The organism is Bacillus sp. LQ16 (assembly GCF_057784645.1).
Genome location: NZ_CM173491.1, coordinates 1,917,418 through 1,937,893 on the forward strand (window position 1 = coordinate 1,917,418; position 20,476 = coordinate 1,937,893).

The 20,476-nt window shown below is 32.5% G+C and carries 3 protein-coding genes; all 3 read left to right on the forward strand.

All coding sequences use genetic code 11. The features are described 5' to 3' along the window. Positions 1-10 precede the first annotated feature (10 nt). Genes AC3EMB_RS09715 through AC3EMB_RS09725 form a run of 3 tightly spaced genes read left to right on the forward strand, consistent with a single transcriptional unit; the run spans position 11 to position 19,909 of the window. Positions 11-4,495 carry an amino acid adenylation domain-containing protein gene (locus tag AC3EMB_RS09715; protein WP_488517654.1) on the forward strand — a complete coding sequence of 1,495 codons (4,485 nt, stop codon included), beginning with the start codon at positions 11-13 and terminating at the stop codon, positions 4,493-4,495. Between the two features lie 23 nt (positions 4,496-4,518). Then, positions 4,519-7,686 carry a cyclic peptide export ABC transporter gene (locus AC3EMB_RS09720; protein ID WP_088025304.1) on the forward strand — a complete coding sequence of 1,056 codons (3,168 nt, stop codon included), beginning with the start codon at positions 4,519-4,521 and terminating at the stop codon, positions 7,684-7,686. Then, positions 7,670-19,909, forward strand: coding sequence for an amino acid adenylation domain-containing protein (locus AC3EMB_RS09725; RefSeq protein WP_488517776.1), 12,240 nt, complete (start codon positions 7,670-7,672; stop codon positions 19,907-19,909). The genes AC3EMB_RS09720 and AC3EMB_RS09725 overlap by 17 nt, the downstream gene beginning before the upstream one ends. Positions 19,910-20,476 lie beyond the last annotated feature (567 nt).

Genomic DNA, 20,476 nt, shown 5'->3' on the forward strand with positions numbered 1-20,476 from the left:
TGGTGATAATTTGAAGTATAGAGAATATTTTTCACTAACTCATCCTCAACAAAGGATTTGGTATATGGAGAAAATTAATCCTCATCAGCCATTGCATAATATTGGGGGAACAGTAAAGATACAAGGAGAAGTGGATTTTGTTTGCCTTGAGAAAGCAATTAATTATTTTATAAAACAAAATGATGGAATCAGGCATCGATTTGTAGAATCGGATGAGAAGGTTCATCAATATGTGGAGGAATATCATAAATATCAAGTACGATATACTATTTTTAATAGTCAGAAGGATTTAGATGCCTGGGTTCAGCAGGAAGCTGCAAAACCTTTCGATATCAATGAGCAACACTTATTTGATTTTGCTTTGTTCAAATTACGAGATACTAAAGAAGGGGGATATTTCGTTAAGGTCCATCATATAATTTCTGATGGTTGGTCTATGAATCTTTTAACTGAACAGGTTTGTAATGCATACACTCAATTTTTGAAAGGTGAAAAAATAACAGATCAGCTTAATAGTACCTATATGTATTGCCTTGAGAAGGAAGAATCGTATTTAACTTCAAAAAGATTTATGAAGGATAAAAAATTTTGGAATGAGAAGTTTAGTAAGCTCCCAACTGTGAAGCGGAAGAACGAAGTAGATTGTGCAAAGGCAAATAGAAAAACATATTCTTTAACAAATAACCAATCGGATGAAATTAAACAATTTGCTACTGGCATAAATGTTTCTGTGTACGCATTCTTTGTTGCCCTATATTATATTTACTTAAATAAAGTAAATGGGCAGGATGATTTAATTATTGGAATGCCTGTACTTAATCGAGCGGGGAAAAATGAAAAAAATATTGTGGGAATGTTAACAAGTACTATGCCATTTCGTCATACTGTTGATAGTGAAATGACAGTCTTAGATTTTATAAAAGGCATTAATCGTGAATTGGTTCGCTGTTATTATCATCAAAAATATCCATATGATGTATTGGTGAAAGATTTGGAATTAAAGAAAAAGGGATATGGTGATTTATTTGATACATGTATTAACTATTACAATACAAAACTTCCTACTGAAATTAATGGTACACCAATAGAAAATGAAGAATTTTACAATAGGAATCAGATTTATTCAATTCAATTGATTATTCGAGAATGGTCTAGATTAGGAGGATTTAATCTAGATATAGATTATAAGGATCATATGTATACAGAAAAGCAAATTGAACAAATGTATCTTGGAATCAGTCATTTACTGAATCAGATGTTGGAATCACCTAATAAAAAGTTGATGGAATTAGAAATTTTACCAGAAGATATGTGGAATAAATTGATATATGAATTTAACGCAACGAATAGGGGGTATCCAAAGAACAAGACAATCTATCAGCTTTTTGAAGAACAAGTAGAAAGGACACCAGATAAAGTTGCAATTTGCTTGGAAGATAAGGAACTTACGTATCGTGAATTGAATGATAGATCTAATCAATTAGCGAGATATATATTAAAGAAAAATGTAACAAAAGGTACAGTGATAGGAATATCAACTACGCATTCTCTAGAAACGATTATTGGAATTTTAGGGATTTTAAAAGCGGGAGCGGTATATTTACCTATTGATCCACAATATCCATCTGAACGGGTCAATTATATGCTGCAAGATTCAGATATCAATATTCTTTTCACTAATTTTGATATTTCGCATCAATGGGATCTCTCTTTGTATGCGATTGAGGTTATCCATATAAATTCAGCTCATATTTATATGGGAGATACTTCTAATATTAAAAATAGAAGTGAGCCGACTGACCTCGCTTATATCATATATACATCGGGTTCTACGGGAAACCCTAAAGGTACAATGATTGAACAGAAAGGATTGGTTAATTATATTTCTTGGGCAAAGCAAGTATATGTAGGTGCAAGTGAAAATGAAGTTTTCCCATTGTATTCATCTCTTGCTTTTGATCTTACTGTTACAACTATATTTACCCCATTAATTAGTGGTAATCAGATTATTATTTATCCTGCTGATGAAAACGAATATGTATTATATAAGATATTTAAAGAAAAAAAAGCAAGTATTATTAAATTAACTCCATCTCATCTTAATTTATTGAAAGATTTAGAAATAAATGAGTGTTCAATTAAAAAAATTATTGTTGGTGGAGAAAACTTAACAGTAAACCTTGCCGTAAGCATACAGAAAAAATTAGGTAGAGAAACAAAAATATATAATGAATATGGGCCCACAGAAACAGTTGTAGGATGTATGATTCATCAATTCGATATTGAAAAAGATAAAGGGATATCTGTTCCTATTGGTGTACCTGCACAAAATATGAAGATATATGTGCTGGACTCCGATCTTCGCCCAGTACCAATGGGGGGGATTGGAGAAATTTATATCTCTGGGGAGGGTGTTGCAAGAGGATATTTTAACAATCAGGATTTGACACGAGAGAGATTTATTGTAAATCCATATTCGGCAAAAGAGAAGATGTATAAATCGGGTGATTTAGCTAGATTTATTGAAGGAGATAAAATCGAGTATTTGGGAAGGAAAGATGATCAAGTAAAAGTTCGTGGGTTCCGTATAGAACTAAAAGAAATCGAAATAAACTTGCAAAAACATCCGAGCATTAAGGAAGTAGTAGTGATTGATCAAGAGGATTATGATGGAAATCGCTATCTTTGTGCCTACTATATTGAGAATGTTAAGGTGAAGACATCCGAACTATTTAGATTCTTACAAGAAATCTTACCAGTTTATATGATTCCTTCGTATTTTATTGTATTGAAAGAAATACCGTTGACGTTTAACGGAAAGCTGGATAGAGAGGCTTTGCCGAAACCTGAAATTAAAATAGAGAAAAAAACTGAGGGCGAGATAGAAAGTGATTTAGTAGGTATTATACGTGAAGTATTAAATGTTGAAAAAGTAAGTATAAGAGACAACTTCTATCATCTAGGCGGGGATTCCATAAAAGCAATTCAAATTTCTTCTAAGATACGTGAGAAAGGGATTAAAATAAAAACAAAGGATATTTTGGCTAATCCGGTTATTGAAGATATGGTTTTATATTTAGAAATGAATAGCACAAAAGAGCAGAAGAGTAATCAACAATGTGTTGGTAGTATTGAAACGATACCATCTATCGCATGGTTTTTTTCGAAAGATTTGAACAATATAAACCATTATACACAGTCGGTGTTAGTCAAAGTAAAGGATGACATTGAGGTTGGGATACTTGAATCGGCATTTAGCTTATTAGTTTGTCATCACGACGCTTTTCGCTTGAATTATCGGATGGAAACGAAGGAATTATTTTATAATCAAAATAATTACAATAAAAAGATAAAAATAGAATCGTTCGATTTATCTGAATTATCGGAATCGGAACAAAATGTTCGTATTGCTAGTATTGGAGAAATGTTGAAATCAAGTTTTAATATTGAAAATGAAATTCTTCTTAAAGTTTGTATATTTGATTTAGGTAATTTCGGTAAAAGAATATTGATGACAGCTCATCATTTAGCTGTTGATGGTATATCGTGGCGAATTATTTTTGAAGATATAAATCAATTATATAAACAGATAGAAAATAAGGAGAAAACGTCTTTGCCGCCAAAAGATAATTCGGTACAGGATTGGGCAATTGAGTTGAAGAGAATGAGTAAACAAATTTCAGAATCAGAAAAGCGATACTGGGAGCATGTATATCAATATGAAGAGAAATCATTTAATGATTTTGATTTAGGATTGGATCGTATGGAATTTTGCGAGAAAATGATTAAGAAGTTAACAGAAGAAGAAACTATGCAGCTGTTACAAAAAGCAAATGAAGCTTATCGAACAAAAGGTAATGAGCTAATGCTTATAGCGCTATCATTGGTAATGGCTAAGTATATTAAAACAAATGATGTGATTATTGAAATTGAAGGGCATGGGCGTGAAGAATTAAATGATGAAATCGATGTATCGAGAACTATTGGATGGTTTACGAGTCTATTTCCAATTCGGTTACAGTTTGAGGATACAGATATATCACAACAAATTAAACAATTAAAAGAGCAATTGCGTGGCGTTCCGAATAAAGGTCTAAATTATGGAGTTTTAAAGTATATTTCGAAGGAATTAAGTTGCGAATCTCGAAAGCATGTTCGTTTTAACTATTTAGGTGATTTTAATGCTACATTTTCCAATGGGATTTTTGAGTTTGCGTATGAAAATTCCGGTCAAGATAACAGCGATAAAAATGAGATGGATTGTTTGTTAGATATCGTTGCGTATACAGTAGATAAAAAGTTGAATTTGTCGATTACGTACAGCAAAAATAAATTTAAACAAGAAACAATATCCCAATTTTTCACAGAGTATATGAATCAATTGAGAGATTTGATTCAACATTGTTGCCAGAGAAGACAGGTTGAATTCACTCCATCTGATTTTGAAACGGCAAACCTCTCGAGTGAAGATCTTGAAAATATATTTAATATATGATATTAGAGAGGAGTCATTCAATCATGATGAGAGTAAAATTTGTTTTGATTACCCTTGTAATATTATTAAATGTACAGATGCTATTTGGGATTCAAATAGCAAATGCAGAGAATAATAGAATGTTTACGGAAAACGATAAAGAACAACTAGACTCGCTTATAAAAAAACAAATGCAAGAAGCCAAAATTCCTGGAATGTCAGTGATAGTAGTCAAAGGTGATCAAGCTGTATATAAAAAAAGTTTTGGCTATTCAAATCTTGAGAAAAAGCGACGTGTAACGGAAAAAACATTATTTGAAATCGGTTCGAATAGTAAGGCGTTTACAGCTCTCGCAATATATCAACTTGTTCAAAAGGGGTTAATTGATTTAAAGGACCCCGTTAGCGAATATTTGCATTGGTTTCAAATGACATATGAAGGTAATTATAAAGGACAACAACTTAATAAAAATGTTGAAATAACTCTTGAACAGCTTTTATATCATACGAGTGGGATCCCTTTTCATACGATTGGGGACATACCTATCTCAAATGACAATGATGCGTTGGAAAATACAGTTAGAGAAATATTAAATCAAAAATTGGAGACATATCCAGGAGAGCAATTCAATTATGCTAGTATTAACTACGATATTCTAGGATTAGTTATACAAAAAGTTACCAATCAATCTTTTGAACAATACGTTCAGAATAATATATTAAACCAATTTAATATGAGTAATACTTTTTTGTTTAGAAAAGATGTCGCTAAATATGATATGTCAAAGGGGTATAAAATAGGTTTTTTAAAGCCTATAGAGTTTAATGCACCTATTTATCGAGGGAATACACCCGCAGGTTATTTTATCTCAAATACTGAAGACATGGAAAAGTGGCTTCGTATGCAGCTTGGGATATATGGACTAAGTGATGATCAGCAAAAGGCAATTTATAGTACACATATACCAAACAGATCAGTTCCACCATCTGAGGATGGCTCTTCTTATGCCGGAGGATGGCAAGTTTTTCAAAATGGTCCTGGTGAAATATCACATGCAGGAAGTAATCCGAATTTCTCCTCTTTCGTTGTATTTCATCCTCAAGAGAAGTTGGGAGTTGCGGTGATGGCTAACATGAACTCCGATTACACTCAAAATATTGGCCAGGGTATTATGGACACACTTGTGGGGGAGAGTGTGGTGACAAACGGTAAAGATATGTATAAGAGTATCGATGCTTTTTCTGTTACTGTACTTTTGTTTATGGTTCCTTTTTCAATTATTACTCTATACTTCATTTTCATAGTTATGATTCAGGTGTATAAGAAAAAAAGGAAATTGGAAAAAAATAAATTTAAAAGTATTTGTATCCCCTTTATAACGTTTCTGTTTGCGTTCTTAGCTGGGTATGCGCTTTATAAAATTCCATTTGTATTTTTCGGGAGACTTTCTTGGGATTTTGTTAATGTTTGGTTACCTATCAGTATGAGTTTTGCGGTATGGGCTACCTTAATTGGTATTGTACTGTTCTGCCTATATTTATCTTTAATAATTATTTTTCCTTTGCATGATAAGAAAAATTTTTTTCCGATTTTTGTGTTGAGTGTAACAAGTGGTTTTGGAAATGCGATGATTATTTTTATTATTAATGAAGCTTTAACTAGAAGTAATTATTCAAGCAACAATAGTCTATTTTTATATTTTTTGCTAGGAATTATTACTTATGTATTAGCGCAAAAATTGGTACGGACGCAGTTGATTACCATTACAAATAATCTAATTTATGAAAAAAGGATCCAGTTAATTAACGATATATTAAAAAATCCTTATGAAAAAATTGAAAAAATAGAGTCAGAAAGAATTCAAACCACCTTAAATAATGATACAGAAGCTATCAGTAATTATGCTGCCACTATAATTACTGGTTTGACTGATTCAATTACACTTTTATGTTGTTTGGTTTATTTGGGAGTAATTAATGTTTATGGGCTGCTTGTTTCTATTGCAGTTATTTTGGTTGCAGCAGGTATGTATTATGTAGCTGGAAAATCAGCTAATAATCTTTGGGAACAAACAAGAGACATCCAAAACACTTTTTTTAGATATATAAACGATCTCATTGGCGGTTATAAAGAGTTAAGCATAGGAAAGTCAAAACGAGAAGAGTTTGGACAAGGGATGCAAGAGAGCTGTGGGGATTATAAGGATAAGCGGATTCAAGGTGGTCTTAAGTTTGCTAATGTCTTTATTATTGGTGAATTGCTGTTTGTTATGGTAATTGGGGCTGTTACATTTTTATTTCCGCTTTTATTTAAAGGGGTACAGAGTGATTTTTTAAGAAGCTATGTTTTTGTTTTTCTTTATATGACAGGGCCGCTACATAGTATACTCAATACTATCCCTAATGCGATTCAAATGAAAATTAGTTGGAAGAGAATAAACGATTTTTCAAGGTATTTAAAAACCGAAACTAATAAGACAGACGTAAACAGTATTTTGATGCCTCAAAGTAAAATAAACATGGAGATTAAAGAGGTAGTATATCAATACGAAAGTGAACATGGAGAAGCTTTTCAAGTAGGGCCAATTAATTTTGAACTTAAATCAGGAGAGGTTGTATTTATAACTGGTGGCAATGGTAGTGGTAAATCAACTCTTGCTAAACTAATTACAGGTTTGTATTCTGCAAATAGCGGAAACATATTTGTTAACAATCAAGAAATAAATCAGGAACAGTTAAGAGAGCTATATTCCGCAATATTTAGTGATTTTTATTTGTTTACAAAAGTCTATGGTATTGACTATGGTTCAAAAGAAGAAGAAATAAAAAAATATTTGAAAATATTACGTATCGATGAAAAAGTACAAATTCAAAATGGAGAATTTAGTACAACTAAACTTTCAACAGGACAACGCAAAAGACTCGCGCTATTAATTAGCTATTTAGAGGATAAATCTATTTATCTATTTGATGAATGGGCCGCAGATCAAGACCCTGAATTTAGACATTTTTTCTATACAGAACTATTGGCTGAATTAAAGGGAAAAGGAAAAGCTATCATTGCTATTACTCATGATGATAGGTACTTTCATATCGCGGATAAAGTTATCAAGATGGAAAGAGGGGAAATTATAGAAAATATGCAGAAGCATAATTATTTAGATTCATTTGATTGTCTCAAGGAGGAGCTCAATGATGATAAAATTGGATAAACAAAATGTGGAAGATATTCTTGGTTTAGCGCCAATACAGGAAGGGTTGTTATTTCACTACTTAAAAAATCCTGAAAGTGATGAGTATTTTGAACAGATATGTTTGGGGATTTCAGGTAGAGTTGATGCAGGATTGTTTACGAAAGCTTGGGAGGCGGTTGTCCAAACAAATGAGCAGTTACGTACACTATTTCGTTGGGAAAAAGTGAAAACCCCTGTTCAAATAGTGTTGAAAGAATATACCCCTCATATTAAAATAATTGATCTTACACACAAGAGTGAAAGTGAAAAAAATATTTTACTAGAAGAGATAAAAGTTAAAGATCGTGAAAAAAAGTTCGATCTTCGAGAAATACCATTCAGGGTTACTTTGTGCATATTAGCAGAAGAAAGACATGAAATGATTATAAGTAATCATCATATTATATATGATGGTTGGAGTAATGGAATTATTTTAAAAGAATTCCTAAATGCATACCGATGCCTTAGTGAATCAGAAACTTACAATCTGCCTACTAAAAAAAAATATAAAGATTTTATTAAATATATTCAAAAACAGGATAAAGAAAGGCAGAAAGTATTTTGGCAAGAGTATTTAAAAGGATTTAACTCGCAAAATAGATTGGAAGTAACAAAAAAGAAACATAAATCAATTCGAAAAGATCATCAGTATCGTATTCAAATTTCAAGGGATAAGTTGGAAGGATTTGCGAAGGAAAATGAAGTTACTCTTGCCGCCCTTGTTTATAGTTTATGGGGAATTGTGCTACAAAAGAATCATAATTGTGATGACATTATTTTTGGCTCAACTATTTCCGGTAGAGCAGGAACATTTAATGGAATTGAAGAAATGGTAGGCCTGTTTATAAATACAGTTCCATTAAGAGTCAAAAAGAGTTCTGGCGAAACATCTATAGAACTTATCAAAAAATTAAATAAGACATTGCAGGATTGGGAATTGTATGGAACATCATCTTTGGTAGATATAAAAAAATATAGTGAATTGGAAATAGAAAACGATCTTTTTGATACTATTGTTGTTTTTGAAAACTATCCTTTAGATCAGACGATACTGAAAAACAAAAATAGAATCGCTTTGAATTCATATTCCACCTTTGAAATGACTAATTATGGCTTATCTATTAGTATAAGTTTGCACAAAGATATTGAGATATGTTTCAGTTACAACGAACAATTATATGAATCATCTAAAATTGAGCGTTTAGCTCAACATTTTACTATAATTGCAGAAGCAGTCATAAAAAACCCTCAGAAAAAAATAGAAGAGATTGATATCGTATCTATTGAAGAGAAAAAACAAATCCTTTTAGAATTTAATAATACTCGTAAAACATATTCAAATCAGTTGACGATTAGTCAGTTGTTTGAGCAACAAGCGATGAAAACCCCGGATAATGTTGCGATTGTATATAAAAATAAGACTATGACTTATGAAGAATTAAATGACATGTCCAATAACTTATCAAATGAACTGCTTAGAAAAGGAGTGAAAAAGGGTGAGATTATTGGAATCATGACGGATCCATCAATTGAAATGCTAATAGGGATAATTGCTATTTTAAAAGTCGGAGCTGCATACTTGCCAATTGATCCAGAATATCCAGAATCAAGGAAAATGTATATGATACAGGATAGTCAAACAAAGTTCATATTGACCAGTAAGGATTTAATTAATAAAAACGAATATGTGATTGAAAAATTCAGCAATGATTGTGTTTTTGCATTGGATAATAGTGGGGATTTTTCAGGTGAGATTCTTCTACCAAAAGTAAACCTTAGTCCGAATGATTTATTTACGGTTTTGTATACTTCAGGTACTACAGGAAAACCTAAAGGTGTAATGTTAGAAAATCGAAATGTTGTTAATCTTGTTCAGTGGTTTGGAAAAACATTTAATATAACGGAAAAAACGAATCTATTACAACTAACAAATTATGTGTTTGATCCGAGTATTGAGGATTTTTTCGGTACATTACTTTATGGAGCGACATTACATATAGCCGAAAAGAATTTGATTTTAAATAGGAAGCACTTTTGTGATTATGTTGATCAACATGAAATTCATATTATTAATTTCATACCGACTGTATTAAAAGAATTATTATGTCATGATCGCAAATTACAGAGTTTACACACAGTTATTTCAGGTGGAGAAAGACTAGAAGAATCATTAAAAGATGCACTGATTGATAGAGGATATAAATTATATAATAATTATGGTCCAGCAGAAACAACAGTGGACGCTTTAAGTATTGAATGTTCGGAAAATACCGTCTCTTTAGGGCGACCGATTTCAAATGTTAGATGTTATATATTGGATAAAGATAAAAATATTAGCCCAATAGGTGTTCCGGGTGAGTTGTATATTGCTGGAGACGGTGTAGGAAGAGGTTATTTGAATCTTCCAGGATTTACAAATGATAAGTTTATGAATGATCCCTTTAATCCAAATGATCGTATGTATAAAACAGGGGACTTAGGAAGATGGCTTCCAAACGGAGAAATTGAGTTTCTTGGACGAGAGGATCATCAGGTAAAAATCAGGGGGTATCGGATTGAACTTTCAGAAATTCATAATTTAATATTAAAAAGGAACTACATTGAAGATGCTGCTGTAATTGATTGGGAAATTAATAATGGGAAAAAAGTTATCTGTGCATATATCGTTTCCCATGTTCAGATTAACATGGAGGAACTTAAGGAATCTTTAGCCAAAGAGTTACCAGATTATATGCTTCCGTCATACTATATTCAGCTAGAGAGTCTGCCCTTAACTTCGATAGGAAAGCTTGATCGAAGGAACTTACCAGTTCCTCAAATTCATACCTATAAAGGTTACGTTGCTCCAAAAAATAAAGTTCAAGAAGAACTAGTAGAGGTATGGTCTGCAGTATTGGGTCTACATCAGAGGGAAATTGGTATACATGATAACTTCTTCGAGTTGGGAGGAGACTCGATTCTAAGTATTCAAATAGTAGGTAAAGCGCTTCAAAAGGGTATAGAGATTACCGTGAGTCAGATGTTTGAGAACCAAACGATAGCAGAACTGGCGGATTGTATTGCAGATATTAAAGAAAGCTATAGTGAAGATCAAATAGAAGAACCTGAGACTGGTGAAGTGCTTCTTACACCGATTCAAAAGTGGTTTTTTGAGCAAGATTTGGAAAATTATCATCATTGGAATCAATCTGTGCTATTGGAAACACAAGCAGGTATAGATCCGGATTTGTTGCATGAAAGTTTTCGTATACTTACAAATTATCATGATAGTTTTAGGCTCCGTTATTATCAAAGAGCTGGAGAATGGATTCAAGTTTATTCAGAGTCTGATGAGAATGTATTATTTGAATTACATGATTTTAATAATAGTCATATGCATGAAATTTTATCAAAATTGCAGTATGAATTAAACATCACAGATGGACCATTAATTAAAGTTGCATATTTTGATTCTGGGGATCAGGAAAAAGGAAGGTTGTTTATAACAGTACATCATCTTGTAATAGACGGATATTCATGGCGACTTATGCTGGACAATCTACAGATGATATATGAACAGCTTACAAATAGTGGCTCTGTTCAACTTCCCGTGAAAGGTCTCTCTTTTAAAAAATGGTCTGAGCATCTCTATGAATATGCTTCTTCTAATCAGCTAAAAGATGAACTTGCTTTTTGGAAGAAGAATGTCCCTTCTTCTATAAATACTATACCTATTGACATGGGAGGGGGGAGAAATGATGAAAAATCTGCTCGTACACTTTCTTTTATGTTGACGGAGAAAGAAACAAAGTATTTACTGCATGACATGTATCAATTATTTAAAATGAGAATTGATGATATTCTGCTTTCCGCACTTTCTAGTACATTAGCAAATTGGAGTGGTGAAACACTAGTTGATTTGGAGGGCCATGGTAGGAGTCCTTTGTTAAAAGAGTACGATACTTCAAGAACTATAGGATGGTTTACTTGTGTCTATCCTATTGTTATAGGCGACATTGAAAAAGAGAAAGGTATAGCAGAAATATTGAAGGAAGTAAAAGAGCGGTATCGTGCTATACCAAATGGTGGAATTGGTTATGAAATTTTATATTACTTAGCAGAGAAAGAGATGCGAGAGCAAATTTCGTCTAGGAAAAGGGCACAAATAAGCTTTAATTATTTAGGAAAGTTCGAACAAGCAACTAAAAAACAGCAGTTATTTAATATATCGGATGTGAATACAGGACCAACCCGTGATTTGAATGGAATTAGAAGTCACTTGCTTGAAATTGAATGTATGATCGTTGATAAAAAATTATGTGTAGAATGGAAATACAGTGCGAATAGTCATTTGGTTGAAACAATTCAAGGCTTGGCAAAGGACTTTGTCAACAATTTGAAGGATATAATTGACCACTGTCAAACAAAAGAAGGTACATATTTGACGCCTTCAGATTTCCCTCTTGCCTCCATAGATCAAAAGAAAATTGATGAATGGCTTGAGGTATATAAAAATATAGAAGATATATACATGCTTTCACCTGTACAACAAAGTATGGTTTTTCATCATATCTACTCACCGAAATCGTCAGTAACTGTGGAGCAAACAATATTTTCAATAAAATCAAAACTAGATATGGAGATATTTGAAAAGGTTTGGCAAAAACTTTTAGATAGACATGAAAGTTTAAGAACATCATATCATTGGGAAGGACTAGAAGAACCTGTACAGATTGTTCATAAAAATATAAAAATTCCTTTCCAAGTTTTAGATTGGACAAATTTTTCAAAATCTGAAGGATTGCAAAATTTAGAACAACTTATTGAGGAAGATCGTAAAAAAGGATTCGATCTTTCAAAACCACCACTTATGAGAATTTTGGTCATTAAGCAAGACGAGTATGCCTATGATGTAGTATGGACGCATCATCACCTTCAGTTAGATGGTTGGTGTAATAGCATCCTCTTTAAAGAACTGGGTCAGTGTTATGAAGCCTTATGTGTTGGTGAAAAGATAACATTTGGACACGTATATTCATTTAAAGATTATATCGACTGGTTACGTAGGCAAGACAAGAAGAAAGCGGAACAATTTTGGAAAACCGCGTTAGATGGATTTAAAACACCTATACGATTCAATAATATTTTTCCTGCAAAAAATTCAAATCAGTTATCCGCTTTTGGAGATGTAGTATACGAAGTGTCTGAAGATAAACAGCAGATAATTCAAGACTTTACTAGAAAGAATCGGATTACACTAAATACTATGATTCAGGGGGCTTGGGCAATTCTTTTAAATCGCTATTCCCAAGAAACAGATATTATTTTTGGGGTAACTTCATCAGGGCGTCCAGCTGAGTTAGAAGGTTCGGATTCAATAATTGGTTGCTTTATGAATACTCTTCCTTTTAGGGTAAAGATAAATAAAAATGTAAATTTGATTAAGTGGCTTAAAGATGTACAACTGAAGCAGGCTGAAATGCGTCAATATGAATATACCTCACTCGTTGATATAAGAAGTTGGATTGATATGCCAAGAAGCTCTGCCTTATATGATTTGTATGAGAGTATTGTAATTGTTGAAAACTATCCATTCGATGTGAAATTGAAAGATGGAATTGGTTCATTACAAGTGAAATCAGTACGTATAGATGAACAAATGGATTACCCTTTGGTTGTTTATTGTAATCTACAACCAAAGCTTCAATTGAAGCTACTATTCAATAGTTCCTTTTTAAATGAAACGGAAGCAAATCAGATACTTTCGCATTTAATCAATATTTTGTGGGAAATGCTTGTTAGCGAAGATGATAAGTTAGAGGATATCTCAATGATTTCTGAAAAAGAACTTACACATATTTTAAGTGATAATAATTCTACTTGGTTGGATTATCCTAAGAATCAATGTTTTCAGGATTTATTTACTGATCAAGTAAAATTAAATTTAAACAAACCTGCTGTTATACAGGGGAATGAAAGTTTATCTTACACAGAATTAGATATACTTTCAAACCAGTTAGCACATAAGCTCATTAAGTTAGGGGTCGGGCCTGAAATACCTGTGGGAGTGTATGTTGAACGTTCACCTAAAATGATTGTAGGAATTTTAGCTGTTTTAAAAGCTGGTGGAGCTTTTCTACCTATTGATATGGATTATCCTGGAGAAAGAATAAATTTGATGTTGAAAGATGCCCAAGTACCTATATTACTCACCCAAAATAATTTACAACCGAAGATTAGAGATTATCAGGGGCATACCGTTTGTCTTGATATAGAATGGGATTCAGTGCTCGAAGAACCAAAAAAACAACCGAGTGTTAGAATTGAACCCCAGAATTTGGCGTATATCATCTATACTTCGGGTTCTTCTGGTCGACCAAAAGGTGTAATGATGTCTCATGAAGCAGTTGTAAGCCACTCCATTGATATTCGCAAACGTTATGAGCTGACACCAGAGGATCGTGTTCTTCAGTTTTCTTCGATAAGTTTTGATATTTCACTTGAACAGATTTTTACAACACTAGCTGCAGGAAGTTCTCTTGTTTTGCGTGATAAGAATATATGGACTCCGTATCAGTTTTCTCAGAAATGTGTTGAACTTGGACTCTCAGTTGTTAATCTACCTACAAATTATTGGGGCGAAATTGTACAAGAATGGTATACAAGACCAGAAATAATTCCAGATAGTAAGCTCAGACTCGTTATAGTTGGTGGGGAACAAATGCCAGCGGAAAAAGTAGGGATGTGGGAACAGTTACCTTTAGAAGATATTATTTTATTAAATGCATATGGACCTGCTGAAACGGCGATGACAAGTACTTTATATGAAGTGTCTGGAAAAGGAACTAAAAGCGCTGATTTAAAATTTATTCCCGTGGGAAAACCACTTGCTAACAGGCGCATTTATATCCTTGATGAGAATATGCATCCTTTGCCAATTGGAGTGAAGGGGGAAATATTCATAGGTGGCATACCTTTAGCTAGAGGTTATATTAACAATTCTAAGTTGACGAAGGATAAGTTTATTCGAGATCCATATTATCATAATTATGGAAAAATGCTTTATAAAACAGGAGATATGGGGAAATTACTTTGCGATGGTAACATTGAGGTTCTGGGACGGAAGGATGACCAAACAAAAATACGAGGGCATCGAATTGATATAGGAGAGATTGAAGTTGTTTTAAACAAATGTGATAGTATAAAAAACTCTATAGTTGTCGTGAAGAATGGAGTAGCAAATGATAAGTATCTTGTTGCATTCTATGACTCCCCCTCACATGATACAAATAATCAATGCAGTATAAGGGATTTTTTGCGGAAGAAACTTCCTGAATATATGATTCCTTCTTATTTTATTCAACTAGGAAGCCTCCCACTCAGTCCGAATGGGAAAATTGATCGGAAGTCCCTAGAAAATATGGAGATTAAAGTAGAGTTTGATGAAGAGTATCAAAAACCTTATAATACGATACAACAAAAACTTGTAAGCATTTGGGAAAAGATACTGGGAACTGATGGTGTAGGCATTAACCATCATTTCTTTGAAATTGGGGGGCAATCATTAAAAGCAATAACACTTGTTTCTGAAATTCATAGGGAATTTGAAGTTGAACTTCCACTTGGAAATATATTTGCATCTCCTACTATTAAGGAATTGGCTGTAATCATTGAAGAAATGATGGGAAAAAAAGAAACATATGAAGCGATTCGTCTAGTAGCACCACAGGAGTATTATGAAGTCTCTCCAGCACAAAAAAGTATGTATATTGTTAGTCAATTGAATGGTGCATCTACCAACTATAATATTACCGGAGCAGTATTTCTTGAAGGGAAAGTTAATATAGTACAGATAGAAAAGGCATTGCAAGCTTTAATTAATCGTCATGAAAGCTTGCGAACAACATTTAAACAAGTAAAAGGGAAAATAGTTCAAAAAATCCATCAGAATCCTGAATGGAATATGCAACACTTGTATGCAGATGAACAAAATTTTGAGAGTGTTGTTGAAACATTTATTAAACCATTTGATTTAGAGAAAGGGCCTTTGTTCAGAGCGGCAATTGTGGAGGTGCAATCATTATCGAAATATTTGCTTGTTTATGATATGCACCATATTATATCCGATGGTTTATCAATGGGAATTTTAATTAGAGAGTTTGCATCTCTTTATCAAAAATATAATTTGCCAGATGTAAGAATTCAATACAAAGATTTTTCAAACTGGCAAAACAAAATGATAGAATCCGGGAACTGGAAACTAAAAGAACTTTACTGGCTTGAAATATTTTCAAAAGAAATACCATTACTCAATTTACCAACTGATTATCCAAGATTAGATGAGCCAATGTTTGAAGGTGATGTAGTTCAATTTAATTTGGATGAAAATTATACATCTAAATTAAATGAAATCTCAAGCCGAAAAGGAGCTACTCTGTACTCATTATTACTTTCGACATTCAATATATTATTGTTTAAATATAGCGGACAAGAAGACATTATAATCGGAAGCCCAGTAGCAGGAAGACTGAATTCTGAATTAGAAAATGTAGTAGGTATGTTTGTTAATACACTTGCGCTCAGAAATTATCCTACTTCAGAGAAACGGTTTGAGGATTTTTTGAAAGAAGTTGCAAGCCACACACTTCAAGCTTTGGAACATCAGGAATATTCATTTGAGATGCTTGTTGATAAGCTACAATTGCGAAAAAATGTGAATCGTCATCCTCTGTTTGATGTGATGTTTGCTTTTGAAAATGTTGATGCAGTAAGGGCGGAAATAGGTGATTTTGAAATTAAACCGTACGAGTATACGAATCGTACATCTAAATTTGATTTAGAGCTGAAAGTAACTGAGCAGGATGGACAACTTCGTTTTATATTTGAATATAGTACAGGTTTGTTCCGTAAAGAGACCATGGAACGAATGGCGGAACATTTCGTTAAAATTATTGATACTATCATAGAGGACATTACTATTCCAATTGAGGAAATTGATATAGTAACCATGAAAGAAAAAAATAGAATATGTGATTTTAATAATACTGATACTTTGTATCCAGAAGAAAAAACGATTAAACGTATATTTGAAGAACTGGTGGAAAAACATCCGAATCGTACTGCTGTAGTGTTTGGACAGAGGACAATAACTTATAAGGAATTAAATGATAAAGCAAATCAATTAGCTAAACACTTGATTAAGAAGGGGGCAGGAAGTGATACAGTAATCGCTTTATTAGCTGAGCCTTCTATTGAAATGATCATTGGACTATGGAGTATTATTAAAAGTGGGGCAATTTATCTACCACTTGATCCGGAGTTTCCATTAGAACGAATAAATAGCATGATTGAAGACAGTGATACAATTCTTCTTTTGACCCAGTCTCACTTATTAACTTCTAATAATTTTACTTGTGAGGTTATGGAATTGGAAGATAAGAGCTTATTGTTTGAATGTCCTTCAAACATAGAAGAAAGAAGTACAGTTGATAATCCAATATATATTATTTATACATCTGGTACTACTGGGCTCCCAAAAGGGGTACCAATTAAGAATCAAAGCTTGGTAAATTATATTTCATGGTTCACACGAGAAGCAAGTATAACGTATAGTGATAAAACACTATTGTTATCTTCCTTTGCATTTGATTTAGGATATACAAGTTTGTATACAGCTTTATTAAATGGATGTGAGTTACATTTGGTTCCAAAAGAACATTATATGCTCCCAGAAACCCTTATAACATATTTGAAAGAGAAAAAGATAAGTTATATAAAATTGACTCCTTCACTATTCAATTATTTAGTTAACCATCGCGCGATTGAAGATTATGAGAATTGCATGGCACTAAGGTTAATCGTATTGGGTGGTGAAGAAGTGAAGTCAGCTGATATTAGTAAGTTTAATAGGGTGTATCCGCAAACTGCAATTATGAATCACTATGGACCTACAGAAACCACTATTGGCGCTCTATTTCACAAATTTAATGCTACTGATTTTGACCTTGTATCCAAGAGAACGATTATTGGAAAACCAGTAGATAACGCGAAAATATTCATTTTGGATAGGGATCAAAAACTTGTTCCGATTGGAGTGGCTGGTGAAATTTGTATTGGTGGAGTAGGAGTGGCAGAAGGTTATTTGAATCAAATTGATTTGAATAGCGAAAAGTTTATTACGGTTTCACCTTTAGGACAAGAGAAAATCAAACTCTATAGAACGGGAGACATAGGGAGGCTCACATGCCATCAAGAAGTAGAATTTCTCGGAAGAATGGATAATCAATTAAAAATTCGAGGATATAGAGTTGAGTTAGAAGAAATAAATTCAGTACTGTTGCAACATGATATGGTACTTGATGCAATTGTTGTTCCAAAAAAAGATAAAGAAAATAATAATATACTATGTGCTTATATTGTGTTGAAAGAGAACGAGAATGGGTCGGGAATAAGGGAATACCTTTCAAGTAAGATTCCTTACTACATGATACCCTCTATCTTTATTAAGTTAGATAGAATTCCTTTGACTCCAAATGGTAAGCTAAATGTTAAAGCGCTCCCAGAAATTAAGGATGAATTATTGATAAAAACTAATTATGAACTGCCTGAGGATCCAATTGAAAAAACTGTTGCACAAATGTGGGGAGAAACTCTTAATGTTAAGCAAATTAGTATGAATGACTCGTTTTTTGAAATGGGTGGAAACTCATTGTCGTTAATGCTTTTAATGGCAGAAATTCATAAAAAGTTTAGTGTAGATATATCGTTAAGAGAAGCGTTTAAAGCACCAACAGTAAGAGGTATAAGTAAGCATATAAAGAAAAGCTATGAAAGTAAGTATGTGTCATTACAACCTATAGAAAAGTGTGAATATTACGACCTTTCTTCCGCTCAGAAAAGGATATATACACTACAACAGATGGAAGGGATTGGAACTAGTTACAATATGCCAAGAGCAACTTTACTTGAAGGTGAAATCAATCTGGATAAATTGGAAAAAGCTTTTTGTGAGATTGTAAAGAGACATGAGGCATTTCAAACATCTATTGAAGTAGTAGATGGTGTGCCCAAACAACGAATTCAGGGAGAAGTAGATATAGAAATTAGTTATTCTGTTTTAGGTGAACATTTATGTTCTAATCCATCAAGTAAGCTGAATGTCGAACTGGAAAAAATAATTGATGAATTTATTGAACCTTTTGACTTAAGTAAAGCTCCTTTAGTAAGAGTTAAGATCATTCGCTTAAGTAGTCATAAACATGTGCTCTTAACAGATATGCACCATTTGATTTCAGATGGATATTCAGTCAATATTTTACTGCAGGAGTTATCAGAATTATATCAAGGAAAACTGTTACAGGAAAACCCTATTCAATATAAAGAATTCGTTTATTGGCAGAATGAGTTTTTAAAGACTAGTGCTGCAAGTATACAAGAAAAATATTGGTTAGATGTACTTTCAGGGGATCTTCCAGTATTAGATATGCCTACGGATTTTCCTAGACCAATTATACAAAGCTTTGAAGGAAATAGTTTTATTTTTGAAGGAGGAAATGAATTAAAGCAACGTTTAGACAATTTATGTTTAGAAACAGATACGACATTGTACATGATTTTGTCTGCAGCTTATAGTATTTTGTTATCAAAATGTTCCTCGCAGCACGATATAATTGTAGGAATGCCTATTTTAGGGCGGACACATTCTGATTTGAAAAATATCATTGGTATGTTTGCAAATACTATTGCAATTAGAAGTTTTCCCATTGAGAAAAAAAACTTTACGGAGTTTTTGTCAGAGATTAAAGAACAGTTAATTAAAGCGTATGATAATCAAGATTATCAGTTTGATATGATTATTGATAAGTTGAAAATTAAGAGAGACTTAGGGAGAAACCCTATATTTTCTACAATGTTAGCTTTTCAAGAATCTCAAATCAATGAAAATATAATGGGGAATTTGAAAATGACGCCTGTTAAATACAGAAATAAAATTTCGAAATTTGATTTAACCCTATTTGTAGAAAAAGGAAAAAAAGAGTTATTTTTTGAATTTGAATATGCAAGTAGTTTGTATAGAATGGAAACCATTAAAAAATTAGCGGAGAATTTTTTAGGTATCTTAGACACGATTAGCTCAAATAAGGAAATAAAATTAGAAAATATTAAGATTGAAGGGTTAGTAATCGAGAATACAGAAATTGAAAATGTTAAATTTAATTTTTAAGTTAGATAAGATATTTGTTATTGAGGCTATTCCTAATATGATACGTTAGGAATAGCTGTTTCATGTAAATGCATTCCTTAAACATATATGAAAAATAAAAGGATATATTGTATAGAAAAGGTTAGCTTTTAATTATAATTAAAACGATGATATAGAAGTGGCGATATAAAGGGAGTCCTCTATCATGGAGGGATTTAAAGAAGTGTTTCATTTTGTTGGGGATAGCGGTATTGCAATTCAAGTAGTACTATATGTTTTTACGAAAAGGTGTTACATTATAATAATCTGTACCCTTTATAATGTGACACTTTTTTATTTATCCTGCTATTTGTGGAGATGAACAAAAAATACTTATTAAAGATTCATTTTATGTATTTTTCAATGTGAACGATTATTGAGTATTATGATTATCTGGAAGAGTATTACGTAACAACGTAATACCTTTTTTATTTATTCTGCTATATGTGTACAGTAAGACTCCAATCTTAAAACTGGTTGAATGTGGAGGGAGGATTAAAGTTTTTGCTGTATATATTTCACATTTTCTTCACAAATGATTCACGATAA